Source organism: Paenibacillus sp. N3/727, assembly GCF_022637315.1.
In the GTDB taxonomy this organism is placed as follows: domain Bacteria; phylum Bacillota; class Bacilli; order Paenibacillales; family Paenibacillaceae; genus Paenibacillus_AQ; species Paenibacillus_AQ uliginis.
On sequence record NZ_CP093336.1, the window covers coordinates 5,779,504 to 5,797,495 of the forward strand.

Annotated in this window: 14 protein-coding genes; 5 read left to right on the forward strand and 9 right to left on the reverse strand. The window is 49.1% G+C overall.

Features of this window, described 5'->3' with window-relative positions; genetic code table 11:
* Positions 1-2 precede the first annotated feature (2 nt).
* Positions 3-1,994, reverse strand: coding sequence for an excinuclease ABC subunit UvrB (gene uvrB, locus MNQ98_RS27065; RefSeq protein ID WP_241930945.1), 1,992 nt, complete (start codon positions 1,992-1,994; stop codon positions 3-5).
* A gap of 201 nt (positions 1,995-2,195) precedes the next feature.
* Here uvrB and MNQ98_RS27070 point away from each other — a divergent pair, with 201 nt between their 5' ends.
* Positions 2,196-2,990, forward strand: coding sequence for a flagellar motor protein (locus tag MNQ98_RS27070; protein WP_241930946.1), 795 nt, complete (start codon positions 2,196-2,198; stop codon positions 2,988-2,990).
* The gene (locus MNQ98_RS27075; protein ID WP_241930947.1) at positions 2,974-3,762 is read left to right on the forward strand and encodes a flagellar motor protein MotB; all 789 of its coding nucleotides are present in this window, start codon (positions 2,974-2,976) and stop codon (positions 3,760-3,762) included. The genes MNQ98_RS27070 and MNQ98_RS27075 overlap by 17 nt, the downstream gene beginning before the upstream one ends.
* A 208-nt stretch (positions 3,763-3,970) precedes the next feature.
* Here MNQ98_RS27075 and MNQ98_RS27080 read toward each other — a convergent pair whose 3' ends face one another.
* From MNQ98_RS27080 to MNQ98_RS27090, 3 genes are read right to left on the reverse strand one after another with little or no spacing between them, the layout of a single operon-like run.
* On the reverse strand, positions 3,971-5,128 hold the full coding sequence (locus MNQ98_RS27080; protein ID WP_241930948.1) for an ABC transporter permease: 1,158 nt from the start codon (positions 5,126-5,128) through the stop codon (positions 3,971-3,973).
* A complete protein-coding gene (locus tag MNQ98_RS27085) occupies positions 5,121-6,290 on the reverse strand; it encodes an ABC transporter permease (RefSeq protein WP_241930949.1) in 1,170 nt (389 codons plus the stop codon). Before MNQ98_RS27085 ends, MNQ98_RS27080 begins: the two co-directional genes overlap by 8 nt.
* Before the next feature lie 43 nt (positions 6,291-6,333).
* Positions 6,334-7,269, reverse strand: a complete 936-nt coding sequence (locus tag MNQ98_RS27090; protein ID WP_241930950.1) for an ABC transporter ATP-binding protein — start codon at positions 7,267-7,269, stop codon at positions 6,334-6,336.
* A 192-nt stretch (positions 7,270-7,461) separates the two neighbouring features.
* On the opposite strand from MNQ98_RS27090, the gene MNQ98_RS27095 reads away from it, so the two are divergent.
* Entirely contained in the window at positions 7,462-8,631 is a 1,170-nt protein-coding gene (locus tag MNQ98_RS27095; protein WP_241930951.1) for a sensor histidine kinase, read from the forward strand.
* Positions 8,632-8,667: 36 nt separating this feature from the next.
* Positions 8,668-9,339, forward strand: a complete 672-nt coding sequence (locus MNQ98_RS27100) for a response regulator (protein ID WP_241934050.1) — start codon at positions 8,668-8,670, stop codon at positions 9,337-9,339.
* A gap of 922 nt (positions 9,340-10,261) precedes the next feature.
* Here MNQ98_RS27100 and MNQ98_RS27105 read toward each other — a convergent pair.
* The 5 genes from MNQ98_RS27105 to ftsE form a co-directional block, all read right to left on the reverse strand.
* Positions 10,262-11,590 carry a PDZ domain-containing protein gene (locus tag MNQ98_RS27105; RefSeq protein WP_241934051.1) on the reverse strand — a complete coding sequence of 443 codons (1,329 nt, stop codon included), beginning with the start codon at positions 11,588-11,590 and terminating at the stop codon, positions 10,262-10,264.
* A 142-nt stretch (positions 11,591-11,732) separates the two neighbouring features.
* Positions 11,733-13,202: a S41 family peptidase gene (locus MNQ98_RS27110; RefSeq protein WP_241930952.1), complete on the reverse strand. Its 1,470-nt coding sequence runs from the start codon at positions 13,200-13,202 to the stop codon at positions 11,733-11,735.
* A gap of 109 nt (positions 13,203-13,311) precedes the next feature.
* Positions 13,312-14,625 carry a murein hydrolase activator EnvC family protein gene (locus tag MNQ98_RS27115; protein WP_241930953.1) on the reverse strand — a complete coding sequence of 438 codons (1,314 nt, stop codon included), beginning with the start codon at positions 14,623-14,625 and terminating at the stop codon, positions 13,312-13,314.
* Between the two features lie 94 nt (positions 14,626-14,719).
* Positions 14,720-15,637: a permease-like cell division protein FtsX gene (gene ftsX, locus MNQ98_RS27120; RefSeq protein WP_241930954.1), complete on the reverse strand. Its 918-nt coding sequence runs from the start codon at positions 15,635-15,637 to the stop codon at positions 14,720-14,722.
* Positions 15,627-16,313 carry a cell division ATP-binding protein FtsE gene (gene ftsE, locus MNQ98_RS27125; RefSeq protein ID WP_241930955.1) on the reverse strand — a complete coding sequence of 229 codons (687 nt, stop codon included), beginning with the start codon at positions 16,311-16,313 and terminating at the stop codon, positions 15,627-15,629. The genes ftsX and ftsE overlap by 11 nt, the downstream gene beginning before the upstream one ends.
* A gap of 206 nt (positions 16,314-16,519) precedes the next feature.
* Between ftsE and MNQ98_RS27130 the strand changes: the two genes are divergently transcribed.
* Positions 16,520-17,950 carry a VanW family protein gene (locus tag MNQ98_RS27130; protein ID WP_241930956.1) on the forward strand — a complete coding sequence of 477 codons (1,431 nt, stop codon included), beginning with the start codon at positions 16,520-16,522 and terminating at the stop codon, positions 17,948-17,950.
* The last annotated feature ends 42 nt before the right edge of the window (positions 17,951-17,992 follow it).

A 17,992-nucleotide genomic window follows, 5' to 3' on the forward strand; every position in this document is an offset into this window, starting at 1 on the left:
AATTATTCAGCCTTCAGCTCAAGCAGTGCATCGCGAAGCTCTGCTGCCCGTTCGAATTGAAGATTCTTGGCAGCTTCCTTCATCTCGACTTCCAGTCGCTCGATCACCGATTGGCGGTCTTTCTTGGACATCTTGCCGGCGGCACCTGTCAGGTAATCCGCCTTGCTCTCGGCTACCTTCGTAGCCTCGATTACGTCGCGAACCTTCTTGCGGATCGTTTGCGGCGTAATGCCATGCTTCTCGTTATACTCCTCCTGGACGCTACGGCGACGTTCCGTTTCCTTAATCGCTCTATCCATAGAGTCGGTGATCTTGTTACCGTACATGATAACCCGACCTTCCGAGTTCCGCGCCGCCCGACCGATCGTCTGGATCAGCGATCGGTCCGAGCGGAGGAAGCCTTCCTTGTCAGCATCCAGTATCGCAACCAAGGACACCTCCGGAAGATCAAGCCCCTCTCTTAGCAGGTTAATACCTATCAACACGTGGAATGTACCGAGGCGAAGATCCCGCAAAATTTGCATCCGCTCAAATGTCTTAATATCGGAGTGCAAGTAGCGGACCTTAATTCCGATCTCTTTCAAATAATCGGTCAAGTCCTCCGCCATCTTCTTCGTCAGCGTTGTCACAAGCACCCGCTCATCGCGTTCGATCCGTTCATGAATCTCACCAATCAAGTCGTCAATCTGTCCTTCGGACGGTCTTACATCAATCAGCGGATCAAGAAGCCCTGTCGGACGGATAATCTGCTCCACCATCGTGTCACAGTGCTCCAGCTCATACGGCCCTGGGGTCGCAGACACATATACAATCTGGTTGACCTTATCCTCGAATTCCTCAAACTGCAGCGGCCGGTTGTCCAGTGCCGATGGCAGACGGAAACCGTGATCCACCAGAACGGTTTTACGTGCACGGTCACCGTTATACATCGCCCGGATCTGCGGCAGCGTCACATGAGACTCGTCGATAACAATCAGCATGTCATCCGGAAAATAGTCCATCAGAGTAAACGGGGTTGCCCCTGGCTCCCGGAACGTTAGCGGTCCGGAATAGTTCTCGATACCGGAACAGAAACCGACTTCCTTCATCATTTCGATATCATAACGCGTGCGCTGTTCCAACCGCTGCGCTTCCAGCAGCTTGCCATCGGCACGCAATATCTCAAGACGCTCTTCCAGCTCCCGTTCGATATTGACAAGTGCAACGCGCATTGTCTCTTCCCGGGTAACGAAGTGAGATGCCGGGAAGATCGCAACATGCTCGCGCTCGCCAACCAACTCGCCGGTCAGAACGTTAATCTCGGTAATTCGTTCGATCTCGTCACCGAACAATTCTACACGGACAGCATGCTCTCCCTTGGATGCCGGGAAGATTTCGATGACATCACCCCGCACACGGAACGTGCCGCGCACAAAGTTAATGTCGTTTCGCTGGTACTGAATATCAACAAGCCGCGACAAAATCTGATTGCGCGGCTTCTCCATACCTACTCGCAAAGAGAGCAGCAGTTCTCCATACTCCTGCGGTGAACCCAAACCATATATGCAAGATACACTGGCCACGATAATAACGTCCCGCCGCTCGAACAGTGAGCTCGTTGCGGAGTGGCGCAGCTTATCGATCTCTTCGTTAATACTTGAATCCTTCTCAATGTACGTGTCCGAGGACGGAATGTAAGCTTCCGGCTGATAGTAATCGTAGTAACTCACGAAATAATCAACCGAGTTGTGCGGAAAAAATTCCTTAAACTCGCTTGCCAGCTGTGCGGCAAGTGTCTTGTTATGCGCAATGACCAGCGTAGGCCGGTTTAACTTGGCAATGGTCTGCGCGATCGTGAATGTCTTTCCCGTTCCGGTAGCGCCAAGCAGTGTCTGATGCTTCTTGCCCTCTTGAATCCCCTCAACCAATTCGGTAATCGCCCTGGGCTGGTCACCCTGAGGCTGAAATTCCGACTCAATTTCGAAGGATTTGGTACTGACAACGATATCGCTCATTTGTCCAATATCACCCTTATCGTCTAGAATAGGTATACTAAAGGTTATGTCGAATTTTCCCGATAATATATGGAAGGGAAATTCATCCCTAAACATCCAATAAATAAGAATGCGTGTTCCCCTACTATTATACTCTCTTCGTTTTTTCTATGCAAACACTATATATACAATTTTCATATATAAAGGAGATGGTTCAGTGCTATGGATATTACTATCGTTATCGGAATATTAGCCGGTCTTGTCGCATTAATCGGAGGTTTCTTATGGGAAGGTGGACATATCAGCGGATTGCTGCAGAGTGCCGCTGCGCTTATTGTATTTGGCGGCACCTTTGCCGCTGTCATGATCAGCTTCCCCGCCTCCCGTCTACGCAAAATTCCGGAAGGCCTCCGAATTGCCTTCGGACACCGGAACCGTTCTTCCCAGGGGCTTATCGATGACATCGTGAGCATGGCATCTGTCGCCCGCAGGGATGGCGTACTCGCCCTGGAGCAGGTTTCTGCCGATCACCCTGATTCTTTTTTGCGGGAAGGAATGCAGATGGTCGTCGACGGTACCGATGCCGAGCTCGTTCAGCAAATTCTTGAGCTTGAGATTCAGGCAACTGAGCTGAAGTACGAAAATCACGCCAAAATATTTGAGTCTGCCGGTGGCTACGCCCCAACGATGGGAATTATCGGTACCGTCATGGGCTTGATCCATGTCCTCGGTAATCTTCAGGATCCGACCCAGCTCGGCCCCTCCATTGCCGTCGCCTTTACGGCCACACTGTACGGTGTCGCAAGTGCCAATATTATCTTTCTTCCCATTGCATCCAAGATTAAAGCACGTGGTGAAGAAGAAATTGAAAATATGGAGCTTCTGCTTGAAGGTATTATAGCAGTACAGAACGGGGAGCACCCACTTCTCGTGCGCAAGAAGCTGGCTTCTTATGCTTCCGCCAGCTTCTCCATTATCCCTGAAGCAAGGGGGACGGCTCATGAGACAGCCGATTAGAAGACGCCGCAGAAAGCAGAACGCTGGCGGTGACCAGCGGGACCGATGGATGATCACGTATGCCGATCTGATCACACTGCTGCTGATCTTTTTTGTCGTCATGTATGCAATGAGCCGACTTGATACCGAAAAGTACAAGCTTGTCACCGATTCTCTGCAATCCACCTTCCGGAGTGGAGACTCCATCCTCGAGCAGGGATCCGGCCTAACAGGTACGGCAGACACCGAGAAACACAAAAACCCGCCGGCAGCAGCTACGGGAGAGAAAGACCCCGAGCCAATGACCGAAAGAGAGCTCGCCTTCCGGAAGCAGGAGGAAGAACTCGCCGAGTTCATGAATGTAATTAAACAATATGTGCAGGACAATCAACTTCATAACGACATTTTTATTTCGGATGAGCCTCAGGGCATTGCAATCACGCTCAGCGACCGCTTCCTGTTTGATCCCGGTCAAGCTGAGCTGAAAGAAGGTGCTGATCCGGTGCTCAGCAAGCTCGCCAGTCTGTTCCGTGATCTCAATACAACGGTTAGCATCGAAGGTCATACTGACAACGTACCTGCAGGTCCCTTCTATAAAGATAATTGGGAGCTTTCCGGTGCCCGTGCCATGTCGGTGCTGCGTTATTTTCTTGACGTAAGCAAACTGAGCCCTGACATCTTTCAATATGCAGGGTATGCCGACACCCGTCCGGCCGCCGATAACACTACCGCTCAGGGACGGCAGAAAAACCGCCGGGTTGAAATCACGGTATTGAGACAGTTGCGACAGTAGACGTAGACTGAGGCGTATATAACCAAGAAGAAACGGCATTGCCATCCTTATAAAGATTGCAGCCGTTTCTGCGAGTAATGAAATTCAATATGATTGCAAAAGGATCGGTCCTCTTTTTTTAGAGAGCCGATCCTTTTTGTATTGTTAAATCTCAGACTCCTTCGGTAGATTCCTCTTTTCAGGGAAACCTGCTCCAGCGGATCATCTTTTACGCATTCACACTCGTTTCGCTAGGTCGCAGAATTACGGAGCCTATCCCCAGCAAGATAACCGCCATCAAACCCAGGATAAGCAACGGCAGTTGGATATCCGCCAGTGTACCACCCGAAGCAGCCGTTTCCACCGCTTCGATTGCCCATTTCTGAGGAATGAAGTTGGCGATTTTTTTCAGGAAATCCGGCATGATCGACAGCGGCCAGAAACAGCCACCAAGCATGCACGTCGGTGTAATGATCAAGGAATTGAGCATCCCGGCATTTTGAGGATTGCGGATCGTCCCTGCAACGGTACTGGCTATGCCCATCGCGACGAGCATGAACGCTGTCAGAATTAAGAAGTGCATGAAAAACGGAATACCATATTCATAACCAAGCACATATTTTGTCAGGATTAATACGAACAGAACCTGTAAAGCACCTAAAGCAAAACTGCCGAGAAAGTTCCCAAGCGCAATTTGATACGAGCGAACCGGAGCGGTAAAGATACGCGACATGGTGCGCATTCTCCGATCTTCCACGATAAGCATAACTGCACTGGAGATGAGGCCCATCATGAACATGAGAGTAAAACCCGTTACGTTGTTCAGACCCGGCTTGGCGTACAGCCCCATATCCGTGCTGACGGCCTCAACCTGGTGTTTTTCCGTCTGATTCAATATGTTCTCAAGTGCATCCTTTGGATCCTGATTCTTATCAGCATCATTGCGGATGATGGTGGCAGCATCCCCCATGCGTCCGATCGCTCCATTTACCGTCGTATTGACCATAAAGGATGCCTCGCTGCTGGATAGCTCATACAATTCTACTGTGGGTGTGTCTCCTGCCAGAAGAGCTTCACTAAAGTTCTCTGGAATCATAATGCCGATCTTCCCTTTTTGCCGGATGATGGACTGCTTGAGTTCCTCTTCCGAACTGATTGGCTTCATAATGTACTCTTTTGTGCGGCTTAATTCCTCTATCAGGTGCTTGCCCGCAGGACCGGTATCCGAGTTCATGTAAGGGATCGTTACGCTGGTCGTCTCTTCATTTCCGAGGAGCGCTACAGCTGCTGTAACGACGACACATGGAATGATGACAAAGGAGATCCAGCCTTTCTTACGGCCTAGTGTCCGTTTGATCATCTGCCAAGCGATGGTAAGACTATGCATGGTAACCCACCTTTCGATAAGCGATCATGGCCGCGGCGGACAAACCGAGCGAGATTGCGCCCAAGACCCCGACACACGTTAAAATTTGAGATAACTCTGCGTTTAGCATCATGCGTAGAATTCCTTGCAGCGCCCAATGGTTCACGGTGAACTCACCTAAAGCCTGAATGAAATCCACCGGAAGCGGCGTAAATCCTCCGCTCAGGAATGTCATGGCAATGACCACAGCTTGAATAATCGCGGTTGCCGTCGAGGCAGTTTTGGTAACTAGCGAAACTATGATCGCAATGGTCATGGAAGTCATCGTAATCAGAACACATACCAGCATTAACAGCCAGACATGGTCCCCCCAATTTACGCCATACATCCAGCTAGAGCCCACAACGATCAGAATGGCTTGCATCACCGTCACAACGCTGCATCCCAGAATTTTGCCCCCAAAAATAGTCGCGCTAGAGACCGGTGTCGACTGCAGCCGATACAGCGTATGATTTTCTTTTTCCGAAAACAAGCTGTTGCTCGCAGTTAAACCTGAGTACAGCAGAAACATAACTAACATCGATGCGGCATAATACTGTACGGCCGAGTAAGTCTCGCCTTGGTCATTCAGCTTGCCGGTTTCTACATATGAAGGACGTTCGTTCACAGCGGAGCTGCTGTTCGTAAGCACTTGTGGTCCCACAATGACGGCCTGCGCCTGCTTACTGTTGGCCTCATCCATAAAAGCGCCGAACATCGATTCCGCAATCAAATTGCGCGTGCGGTTTTTTCCAAGAAGCATTTCCAATTGGACTTTACCGCCCAAAAAGATCTGAGTATCAAGGTCCTCCGGTACCGTGACGGCAAAGTCAATACCGCCTGTGCGGAGCTTGCTCTCCGCTTCCTTCTGCGTAAGTCCCATGGATGGAACTAGCACTTTTGCAATCTCTGGCGCCTCGATAAAGGTCCTAAAGCTTGATGGAAGCGACTCGCCGGACTCCACGCCGATGATTCCCACCGTCACCTGCTCAGGAACATAGTCCTCCATGCCGCCGAAAAAACTTGATAACGCCGTACCCAATATAAAGATCAATAACATTGGCAGCAGGAACAGGTTAAACACTACCGTCCGGCTACGAAACATTCTTCTCAGTTCAAACCATGTAATGGTTCTTATATTCACTGTGGTTCCCTCCTTCACATTGTTCCCTATTCAACCTTGGAATCTAATCGCGCAGTGTCCGACCCGTCAGACTAAGGAAAAGCGTCTCGAGATCCGGTTCTTCGCATTGGATACTCTGGATAGCTGCCTCATGCTTGCTGCAAATAAACAAAACATCCTGCAGATCATTTTGCGCGGACGGAAGATAGATCTCCAGAACACGCTCATCCCGATGAACCCGAGACACTCGGGGATGTATGGTCAGTTCATCTACCATGGCTGGTGTGATGCCTTCGGCAGTCAACACGATTTTCTCTTCATGGGCGACCCGCTCTCTCAGTTCCTGCTGGGTGCCAAAAGCAATCACATGCCCTTTATCCATAATCGCCACACGGTCGCTGATCGCTGAAACCTCTTCCATGTAGTGGCTGGTATAAATTACGGTAGAGCCCATTTCATTAAGCTTTCTTACGGATTCCAAAATATGATTTCGGGATTGCGGATCGATGCCGACGGTCGGCTCGTCCATAATGATCAGCTTCGGATGATGGGTTAAGGCACAAGCGATGTTCAATCTCCGCTTCATACCGCCGGAGAAGGTCGAGGGTGCATCTTTCGCCCGGTCCTGCAGGCCAACAAACGTAAGCGCCTCTTCTACCCGTTCTTTCAGCAGCTTTCCCCGGAGACCGTACAACTTGGCGAAAAAGTACACGTTGTCGGCAGCGGACATCGTCTCATACAGCGCAAGATCCTGAGGAACGAGCCCAATTCTTTTTTTCACTTCCAGTGGTCGGTCCTTAATGGAGATACCGTCCACTTCAATGCTGCCCTGATCGATTTTGAGCAGTCCGCAGATCATATTGATCGTCGTGCTTTTGCCGGCCCCGTTGGGTCCCAGCAGTCCAAAGATTTCGCCTTCGTTTATGGTCAGGTTCAAGTGATCCACCGAAAGCTTACTTCCATATCGTTTAACCACATCGTTCATTTGTAAGAATGCCATTGTTCTTCGCTCCATTCTGATTTCCGTTTTCCATTTCTTGATTTCATTGTACCGGATCAGAATCTCCTCCGCAGGTAGATTAAGTCATCCTCTCGGGTGACCAAAGTCACCTCTGACAGAAGCACGCGTTGTGCTATAATGAAGCGAACTAATATAGGTCCTATTTCATGGAAAAAGGATGTCTTTTCATATATGCGTTATTCACTGACCTCACTTCGTTTTGGTCTTATTCTCCTCCCCGCTGCCGCAGGGCTATATGTGGACAGAATCGACCATTATGACCAGTACACCCTCTTTATCCTGTTATTTCTTGCTTTGGCGGTGCTTGGCCGTTACTTCAATGCAAGTCCGGTCATCATCACCGCAGCTTTTCTGGAGTTCATTATCTCGGGTTGGCTGTGCCAACAGTACGGCTTGATGATGGTTTTTATCTCTTTGTCGACCGCTTGCACGTATCTGGTCTTGTCCAATGTACCGCTTCGGTACATCCTCCTCGGCATCCATTTCCTGGTACTGAATGTATCGCTTCAGGGTTACGATGTCTTATGGCTTATCTCTGCCAATTTCCTGTTGATCCTAATCGCTGTATTCATCGGCATACTGGTTAACACTTCGGGAAGCCGAGAGGAAACACTGCGGCTGTACGATGAGCTTAAACGTAAACATTTCGAACTGGAAGAGGCCCGCAGCCGAATGCAGCAATTCGCCCACCAGGTAGAAGGCGCCGCGCAAGCTGAGGAAAGGAGCCGGATTTCCAGGCAGCTTCATGATGACATCGGACACCGGTTGATTCGGGTAAAAATGATGATGGAGGCAGCTATTCACACCGTGCCGCAGGATAATGCCCGTGGGATGGAGTTGCTATACCAGATCCGTGATCAAATCGGGGCCAGCATGGATGAAATGCGGTCTGCGGTCAAACGAATGAATCCAGGCAGGCAGCTAACAGATGCTTACTCCTTGGAGCGCCTGCTTGAAGAAACAGGACGTGAAACCGGAATCCGGACCCGGATTCGGGTGGAGGGTCCGCCGTATCCACTGTACCCGAGCCAGCAGGTTGTCCTCTACAAAAATGCACGCGAAGCCATTACGAATGCGATTCGGCATGGGCACGCAGACGAGGTAGATGTGCTCCTCTATTATGGGGATGACGAGATCTGTATGGAGGTCTCGAACAACGGGGAGGTCGCAGCCGAAGAAGTCTTAGCTGCGGAAAGCTCCGGGATCGGAAAACAGGGCATCGGGCTTAGCGGTATGCTGGAGCGTACCAAAGTCATCGGAGGGACACTGGAGATCCGCCGGCAGACGCCTTTTACCGTCATCACGCGGCTGCCTGTCTACCGGAAGAGCGAGATTGTGTAGGGAATATAGATGATAAGAAAGAAAGTGAGTGTTCATATGATATCTGTACTGATTGTGGACGATGACCCGTTTATCCGAGAAAGCTTGAAACTGTTAGTCGGCATGGATGCTGAAGTGGAGGTTATCGGAGCTGCTGCTCATGGAGCCGAGGCGCTGGAATTGCTTGAGGGCGGGGCTAGGGCAGACGTCGTGTTGATGGATATCCGGATGCCGATATGCGACGGCGTCGAAGGAACCCAACGGATCCGAGAGCGGTTCCCTGATGTGAGAGTTCTGATGCTGACCACCTTTGACGACGACGATTATATCGTCGAAGCGCTGCAAAACGGCGCCAGCGGTTATTTGCTCAAGAACATTCCGCCGGACCGGATCATTCAAGGCATCAAGACGGTCCATGACGGCAACATGCTCATTCATCCCGATATCGCCCGCAAACTGACCGGGATGCTCCGGCCGACCTCACACAACGCGCCTGCGGAACCCTCTGCAATGGACCATTATGGTCTCACACCAGCTGAGAAAAATATCGTCTCTCTGATTGCAGACGGCCTTTCGAACAAGGAAATTGCAAGCCAGCTGTTCCTGAGCGAAGGCACCATCAAAAATTATGTAACCGAGATTTTAGGGAAGCTAAATCTACGAGACCGGACACAAATCGCCATTTTCTATTTAAAAAAGGGGCAGGGATCGGTGGGAAACAGAGGTTGAAGTAACTTGAGGTATATTCCTTCATATGCTAAGATAACAATAAATAAGGAGCAGCCGGTCAGCTGCTCCCAAAGTACAGCATTTGTGGTGGGATAACCTCCTCAGATGAATCGTGAGAAGTAACCCGTTAGGCCTTCAACCTGTGGCGGGTTACTTCTTTTTTGAATCGATATACGTCAATAAAGCGACAACAAATGCCGCAAAAATGATGATATCGGAAAAAGAGAAGTTCATACACATCACCCCTTCTAGAGGCTTGTGTATACCCACCACAAATTGTGCTATGCAAGCCATATTGTACCGCTAAAAAAGGGACTCTCACATGAGAGTCCCTTTTTTAGCGGTACGGTAAGCTATTTCACTGCAACTGAACCCCTAGCCTCAGCTGCTCGGTCATGTGTACAATCCTCCAAAAAATACGCATATTGGTTCAAGTGAGTCGATAATTCAAGCCGAGATGAGCCGACTTTCTCTAGCCCTCAACTTCACCGACAGCATGATGTGATAAGTAATTGTTGTATAACATACAACTTTGGAAGAACAAAATGACTGAACCTACTGATATTGTTGTAGATTCTACAGCAATTCGTCCTGTAAAGAGGAAATCGATGATTTCCTATCCGGATTGTTGTATGTTATACAACAATCCGGCCTTCGCCGCTGTATGACGAAATAAAGTTGCATTTTATACAACATTTGTACCGTGCACAGCCCCTAGAGAGGTACGTTGTTACATGACGTCGGTCGACCCCAAACCCTGTTGAATGATATGAATAAGTGGCATTTTACACGAACGAAGGTTCATACGCGTAGTGATGTATAATTGCTATAGCTAAGCTAAATCACTAAAAAAGCGATCTTCCTTCGTAATAAACGAGGAAGATCGCTTTTTAGATTCCATTAAGTCTTATTCTGACCCATTCTAAACCTCGACCGTTTCTGGCTTGTCCGGCGTTGAATCGGCCTTCGTCTGCCCAGGATTGGCAGCCACCTTATTCTTCACGTTCAGCTTCATCCCAAGAAGAGCAAACACGCTAAGTGGCTTCAACTTCACCGACAAGTTGTCGTCTGGGTCCGGTGCAACGATGGCTCCGAGCTGATGATGGTCACCGGCATATATCGCCCTCTGCATAAACTTGCTCTCACCTTGATGATTCTGGACCTCCAACTTGCAAAATGCCGAATTCTGACGAAGCGCAGCATGCAGCTGTTCCTTGTTGTGAACAAGTGTCCCGTTCGCTTTAAGAATCGTCTCACCTGCCAATATGCCCAGCTCATCTGCGGGACTTCCCGGCAGCACAGCCAGTACACGTAAACCATGTGATGGATGAACAAAAACGGGACTCCGCTCATTCTCCTCGTTACGGCTGTACCAGACCAGTCCTTCATGTAGGACCAGTGCTGCAATAGCAGCGATAATCATAAGCGGCGACCACCACTCGGCGAGCAGACTCAGTACAAGTACCACAGCACTGTAAACAACAAGTCTCTTGGATGTAACTGCAGCCTTCTGCCGTGGCAGCATGCTGTGTGTCATCTCTCCAAAGCCGATCAGTACGGGCAGCACCAGCATACTGAACCCGCCGCTCCAAGCCTCACCGCCAAAGAACGGCGTCCAAGGCAATACCATGCTGCCACCGGAAGCCGGTATCAGCAGGAAGAGTGGCAGCGGCCAGAAGCTCTGCATGTGATAACCGCCTACCAGTTTCCCCCGCTTCCCTTCCAGGAACAGTGGTGTTGCAAACTTCGAGCCTTGCAGTACAACAAGCACCGCTTCCGCAAAGTGAAGCACAGCTGCTAAAGCAAGCAGTGCAGGAATATCGAGGCTGCTTATCGTAGTTATCGCACTCCCCAGCAGACCCTCAGGCTGCCACTCAGGAAACCAGCTTAATACGAACTGGATTATACCGAGCACGCCTATGGAATAGGCAAAGCATAAAAATCTCACCCGGAACAGCATCAGTACAAGCGCCGTTACCCATATGCATATGACGGCTGCAAAGGTGAGGGATATTCCGAGAAAGGCCATTACAATCGAAACGGCAATCCCGGCAACGAGCCCTCCAAGAAATGTTCTCCACGTCTGCATTCCCCAACCATTTAGTCGTACGTGAAACAGCTTACGCTCCAAAAGTACCTGTCTGCGATAAAGCAATGCAATAAAAATAATAGAAATATAATAAAACGGCTGCATTAACAGCTGTAATCCTGCATCCAATCCGAGCCACAGCAACTCTTTGGCTGTTTCCAAAAGCTTGTCACACTCCTTCCTCTTAAGACGCTCCTCCAAAACATATTTGACCACAGTCATGTAACGCCACACCACGCGCTAGGAGCAATGCACGATCCTCTTCTTAAATCTCAAGAAAAAAAGAAGGCTAAAGTTCAGCCTTCTATTTCTTCGACGCCTTGGTCGCGATTTCCTCCCGGATTTCGGCGATTCCGCGATTCAATTGATTGTCATTCTCCGGATCTTGAATCTTCTTGATCAACGCAGCCTCAAGGGCTTCCGCTGTTGCGGTATTCACCACTCCGTCTGCTTTAAGCTTCTGGCTGCTTTGGAAGCTCTTCACAGCTTTTTCAGTAGCCCGGTCAAAGTAACCATCCTTCCGGCCTGGCTTATAGCCGACTGCCTCGAGCATGATCTGGGCGTTCATCACGTCAGAGCCGTTCATATCATATTTCAATGTTTTCTTCTTATCAATCGGTGCAACTAAGAAATAATCCGGCTGAGCTACTTTCAAATCGGGCTTGATTCCTTTTTCATGAATCCATGAACCGTTAGGCGTCAGCCATTTGGCGATCGTTACCTTAAGCAGGCTTCCGTCTCCAAACTGCTTCTCAAAGCTGGTCTGTACCGTACCTTTACCAAATGTGTTCTCACCGATCAATACAGCTCCGGCTGATTGTTGCAGCGCACCCGCCAGTATTTCAGAAGCACTGGCACTGCCTTTGTTCATCAACACCGTAACAGGATACGGTTTGGATTCTCCGTTAGAAGGATGCTTCTCCCGTTTCTTGTCTTTATCCTCAACCTGGACGATCAATTTGCCTTTCGGCACGAATTGCTCAGCAATATCGATGACTACGGCAAGCACACCACCCGGGTTGTTCCGTACGTCAATCACGAGTCCTTCCATCCCTTGCGCTTCCAGCTTCTTCAACTCTTCCTTAAAGCGGTCACCTGTATTAAGGGAGAACTGTGAGATCTCAATAATACCAACTTTATTGCTCTCCATTCTGGCACTAACCGTTTCCAGGTTTACGTTATCTCGAATAATTACAAATTCGATTGGCTCAGGCGTTCCTGCGCGTTTCACTTTGATGACCGCTTTCGAGCCTTTCGGACCTTTGATTTTGGCCACTGCGGCATTCAAATCCAGACCTTGTAATGATTCACCGTTGACCGATAAAATCGCGTCCTTGGCCCGAATTCCGGCTTTATCTGCTGGCGATCCCTTGATTGGGGACACGACCACAACATTACCGTCAACCGAGGAAACCTCTGCACCAATACCGCTAAACGAGCCCTCAATGCTTTCCTCAAATTGAGCTGCTGGCACCTTGCCCATGTAATTGGAGTAAGGATCACCAAGTGATTCCATCATTCCGTTAATTGCTCCATCAACCAGCTTGTCCCGGTCAATATCTTTGTAATAATTGCTTTCAATTATGTCGAGGGCGGTACCAATCTTCTTGGCTTCTTCCTGTTCCAATCCGTTCTTCGCGATGCTAGCCAGCAGGCCTTCCCCGCTAGCACTCGAACCTGCAAGATTCGGCAGTTGCGTGAACATCATCGTCAGAAGTCCACCGCACAGCATGGCAGCTACAACGAGAAATACGACCGTTCTTTTTCTTAACATGGATTTCACCGCCTTTGTACGTATCAGCTATTTCGCTTCGCAGCTTCCCGGTCATCCTAGTATATGATTAACTTCCGGGGAATATTTATACAGCGGTTATACTTCTTGACTACAGATAAGGAGTCGGATTTACAGCGGAGCCATTAATCCGCACTTCAAAATGCAAGTGAGGACCTGTGCTTCGTCCTGTAGAACCAACCTCAGCAATTTTTTGTCCGCGGCTGACCTGCTGTCCTTCACTTACTTTGATGCCACCGTTGCGAATATGACCGTAAAGGGTCCATACACCGCCGCCATGGTCGACAATAACCGTATTGCCATAGCTGCTCCACCATTCAGCAAGAATGATAGTGCCGCTCTCTGCTGCCCGAATTTCTGTTCCTTCAGGTGCTGCAAGATCTTGCCCGGTGTGCATCGACATTACTTGACCGGTGACCGGGTGAGTACGTGGTCCGTAGCCGGAAGACAGGTAAGCACCGGATACAGGCATAGCGAACGGACCTCCATTGCCCGTAAACGAACCTCCACCGCCTGAAGGTCTGGACGAAGCGACCGAATTTTTTTTCTTCGCAGCAGCAGCTGCTGCTTCAGCTGCTGCTTTAGCTCTTGCCTCAGCTTCAGCCTTGGCTTTAGCCGCTCTTGCTGCAGCTTCTTTTGCTGCGAGCTTATTTCTCTCCTGTTGGAGATTCGAACGCTTCGTAGCCAGCGCAACGAGCATTTGCTCCTGTTCAGCGGAAAGTTCATCAGATATTTCAATCTTCTGGTCGTACTCGGCAATGAGAACTCTCTTCTCTTTTTCTTTCTCATTCAGCTCATGTTTATGGTCTTCCATCTGAGCGTACAGGTCCTTAGCCTTGGCGTATTGGCCCTCCAACTCTTTTTTCTTATCCAGCACGAGGATCTTGTCCTGTTTATGCTGAACCAGAAGATCCTGGTCTTGATCAACAATAGTCTTGAGCGAGTCTGCACGATCCAGGAAATCTGTAAAGCTTGTCGAAGACAAAAGCACATCCAGATAGGAAACTTCCCCATCCATGTATATTAAACGAATACGCTTCTCTAAAAGTTTCTCACGGGCTGCGATTCTTTCTTCAGCTGACTTCAGTTCTTGCGCAGTCACGTGAAGCTCCTCTTCCGTTTCATCAATTTTCATCGTGATTTTGGTAATTTCGCCGCTGACGATATCGATCTGGTCCATTACATATTTCAAGGTTTTGTTTGTCTTATTCTTGTAATGCTGCGCCTCTTGCTTGTCTTCTGCAGCTTTGTTCTTCTGGTTGCGGGCCTGACGGACCTGCTCCTGAAGCGCTTTGATTTCACGATCAACATCAGCAGATGTTTTGTTTTCGGCTAATCCGACTGAGGGTTGGAATACGACTGCGGCCAATAGTAAGGCGGCTAATCCGGCGGCGATCTTTTTCAACTTGCGCTCCCCATCCTTTTCAGTGTTCTATATAGTTGAATTTTTAATAATTAGAATAAATTGAAACTATTAGACGATATCAACAGTTATAAGGTTATACCTTCAAAAACTTGCGAATAGACATCGTGCTGCCCCAAATGCCAATCAGCATTCCCAGTAGGAGTATCAATCCCCCAAGCAGCATCCATATATCTCCCAGCGGTATCAAACTTTGCGACAGGGTAATATCACCTTTAACCGCGTTATGTAGACGGTTGTATCCGAAGAATAACACGCCAACTGTAACCAACGAGCCCATGAACCCGATCAAGGCACCTTCCACGAAGAACGGCCAGCGAATGAAATTATTCGTCGCTCCGACCAGCTTCATGATGCCAATCTCCCGGCGACGGGCCAATATCGTAACCCGGATCGTGTTGGAGATCAGGAACATCGACATCAGGCCGAGTCCGCCAACAAAAATAAATCCGATATTACGTACGGTACGGGTAATTTTGAACAGCGTTTCAACGGTACCTTCCCCGTATTTCACTCTCATGATCGGCTGCTCCGGGTGTTTCTTGTTAAGCGCGCTAATCTTATCGGCTACAAAAGGAACTGTAGTAGGTTCGATAACCTGGATGACAAATGAGTCCGGCAAAGGGTTCTGGTCTTTAGTGTTGAACCCGTCCAGCATATCCTTGCCTTCCTCTCCTAGGCTTTCGGTAAGCTCCTTCATTCCCTCGTCTTTCGAAACAAAAATGATAGAGTTGACTTCAGGCATCGCCTTGATTTCTTTATGGATAGTCTCGCGCATCTTCTCATCGACGTTCAGATTAAGATAAGCGCTCACCTGTACTTCACTATCGGCTTTATCGGCCAATGCGTTTACATTCAATACTAATAAAATAAATACGCCCAAAATAAATAATGACACTACGATTGAGGTTACAGACGCTACGGACATCCAGCCGTTCCGGAATACGCTTTTGGCCCCTTCCCGCAAGTGCCGTAGGAAGGTTTTAAAAGTCATATCCGTACTCCCCTCTCACCTGATCTCGGACAATTTGTCCTTGTTCAATGGCGATAACGCGTTTACGCATCGTATTTACGATATCTTTGTTATGGGTTGCCATCACGATGGTTGTTCCCCGGAAATTGATCTCATCAAGCAACTGCATAATTCCCCACGAAGTCTCCGGATCCAAGTTGCCTGTAGGCTCGTCCGCTATAATCACAGACGGATTGTTCACAATCGCCCGAGCTATAGCAATCCGCTGCTGTTCCCCGCCGGACAATTGAGCCGGTAGGCGGGATGCCTTGGACTTCAGCCCCACAAGATCAAGGACTTCCATGACCCGTTTTTTCATCAGACGCGTAGGCGCCTCAATTACTTCCATAGCAAAGGCTACATTTTCATAAGCTGTCATCTTCGGCAGGAGTCGAAAATCTTGAAAGATAACCCCGATATTACGCCGAACATAAGGGATTTTGCGCTGTTTCAGCTTACCGATATTAAATCCGTTGACTGAAATCTGCCCTTTGGTAGGTACTTCTTCTCTATAGATGAGTTTCATAAATGTCGATTTACCAGCGCCGGATGGTCCGACGACGTAAACAAACTCATTGCGGTCGATTTTTACCGAGGCCCCTTGAAGTGCATGGGTGCCGTTCGGATAGGTCTTCCACACATCCTGCATTTCTATCACTTCATCACTTCCCATTACTTGATTAGCCCTTATACTTTCGACACTTTCCATGTAATTCCTTTAAAATCCAATAAAAATCCTCATGACATCAACCATTGTAACAAATTTGTTACCTTTTGAGTACCCGAAAGTTTATCGGCCCTGTGACATATACATTAGAAGGTGCTTGAACTACGGTTAATCAGAAGTAAAAAAGGTGGTTTCTAATGAAAAAAATTCACATTGGTCTCATCGTTGTCATTAGTCTGCTGTTAATCGGGTCTATTTGTTATGGCGGACTGGCCCTCTATGCCAATCAAAATATCCTGCCTAAAGGCGTCATGCTATCTGGTTGGGACATCGGAGGAAGGCCCGCTCGTGAGGTTCTAAACGAACTGGACGAACGCTTAAAAGCTATGGAATCGATTCAGGTGCAATTCTTCGGGGACCATCTTAATGGAGAGGAGGAGACGCTTAGCCTTAGGGAAGCCGGGGTGAAGTATGAAGCGAATGATTTCCGTAGCGCTGTATCCAAGTTCACTGCGGGAAACCTGTGGGAACGGGCTTTATATCGGTACCGGTTCGAGAAAATCTGGAGCATCTACCCTGATTGGGATCTCGATACTCTAAAGAAGAGATTCCACACGGAATGGGAAAAAGACCGCTTCGGAGAACCGGTCAATGCGGTACGCAGCATTACCGGAGACATCGTGCGCTACTCACCTGAGCAAACGACGTTCCGGATTGATTGGACGGCGCTTAGCGACCAATTAGGGGCAGCCATTCCTGGCGATTTCTCTGTTCTGCAGTCTGATCCCCCCGAGATCATTATGGTTGAGCTGCCTCTCACTTTGCTTGTACCGGATGTAACGGTAAAGTCTCTCCAGGCTGAGGGCATCGAACGGAAAATCATACAGTTCTCTACCCAACTAGGCGCAAGCGGTCCGGGCCGAGTACATAATATCACGGCTGCCGCCAAAGCCGTGAACGGGATGATTCTGAAACCGGGCGATGAATTCAACTACGCCGAAGTGGTGGAGAGAGCCCGGCAAAAATTCGGCTTCAAGCAAGCGCCGGTCATCGTTAGCGGCAAGCTTGTGCCGGGGATTGGCGGAGGAATCTGTCAAGTGTCCAGCACTGTATACAATGCCGTTCTGTTGACCGGACTCGAAGTGACGGAACGCCGAAGCCATTCCCTTCCGGTCAATTATTTGCCCAAAGGTCAGGACGCCACCTTTGCTGAGGGATACATTAATTTCCGATTCCGCAACAATACCGGCAAGCATCTGCTGATCCACGCCGAGGTCACCGGTCGGACCCTGACACTCAAGTTTTTCGGAACTTTTCCGAAAGATACCGTCTATTCACTCGAATCAAAAATCGTGCAGGGTATTCCTGCTCCGCTAAAGTATGTCCGAGACGGCTCATTATCTCCCGGCAAACACAGGGTACTGCAGAATGGCAAGCCTGGGTATGTCGTGGAAACCTACCGTATCAAGAAGGTTAACGGAAAGGTAACCGAACGCATTCGAATTTCCCGCGACATTTATCGGGGACAAAGCACAATCGTCGGTATGAATCCGTCGAATGGTGAGTTGCCTGGCGCAAGAGACCTGCCTAAAGCACCCGTTGTCGAGGATGGAGTCAGCAATCCGTAGTCTCATGTGGTCGACAGCCGTCATACAACGCCACGCCTCACG

Coding starts and splice junctions, on each gene's coding strand:
- uvrB (WP_241930945.1), bottom strand. CDS start 1,994: ATGAGCGATATCGTTGTCAGTACCAAATCCTTCGAAATTGAGTCGGAA.
- MNQ98_RS27070 (WP_241930946.1), top strand. CDS start 2,196: ATGGATATTACTATCGTTATCGGAATATTAGCCGGTCTTGTCGCATTA.
- MNQ98_RS27075 (WP_241930947.1), top strand. CDS start 2,974: ATGAGACAGCCGATTAGAAGACGCCGCAGAAAGCAGAACGCTGGCGGT.
- MNQ98_RS27080 (WP_241930948.1), bottom strand. CDS start 5,128: ATGCATAGTCTTACCATCGCTTGGCAGATGATCAAACGGACACTAGGC.
- MNQ98_RS27090 (WP_241930950.1), bottom strand. CDS start 7,269: ATGGCATTCTTACAAATGAACGATGTGGTTAAACGATATGGAAGTAAG.
- MNQ98_RS27095 (WP_241930951.1), top strand. CDS start 7,462: ATGCGTTATTCACTGACCTCACTTCGTTTTGGTCTTATTCTCCTCCCC.
- MNQ98_RS27100 (WP_241934050.1), top strand. CDS start 8,668: ATGATATCTGTACTGATTGTGGACGATGACCCGTTTATCCGAGAAAGC.
- MNQ98_RS27110 (WP_241930952.1), bottom strand. CDS start 13,202: ATGTTAAGAAAAAGAACGGTCGTATTTCTCGTTGTAGCTGCCATGCTG.
- ftsX (WP_241930954.1), bottom strand. CDS start 15,637: ATGACTTTTAAAACCTTCCTACGGCACTTGCGGGAAGGGGCCAAAAGC.
- MNQ98_RS27130 (WP_241930956.1), top strand. CDS start 16,520: ATGAAAAAAATTCACATTGGTCTCATCGTTGTCATTAGTCTGCTGTTA.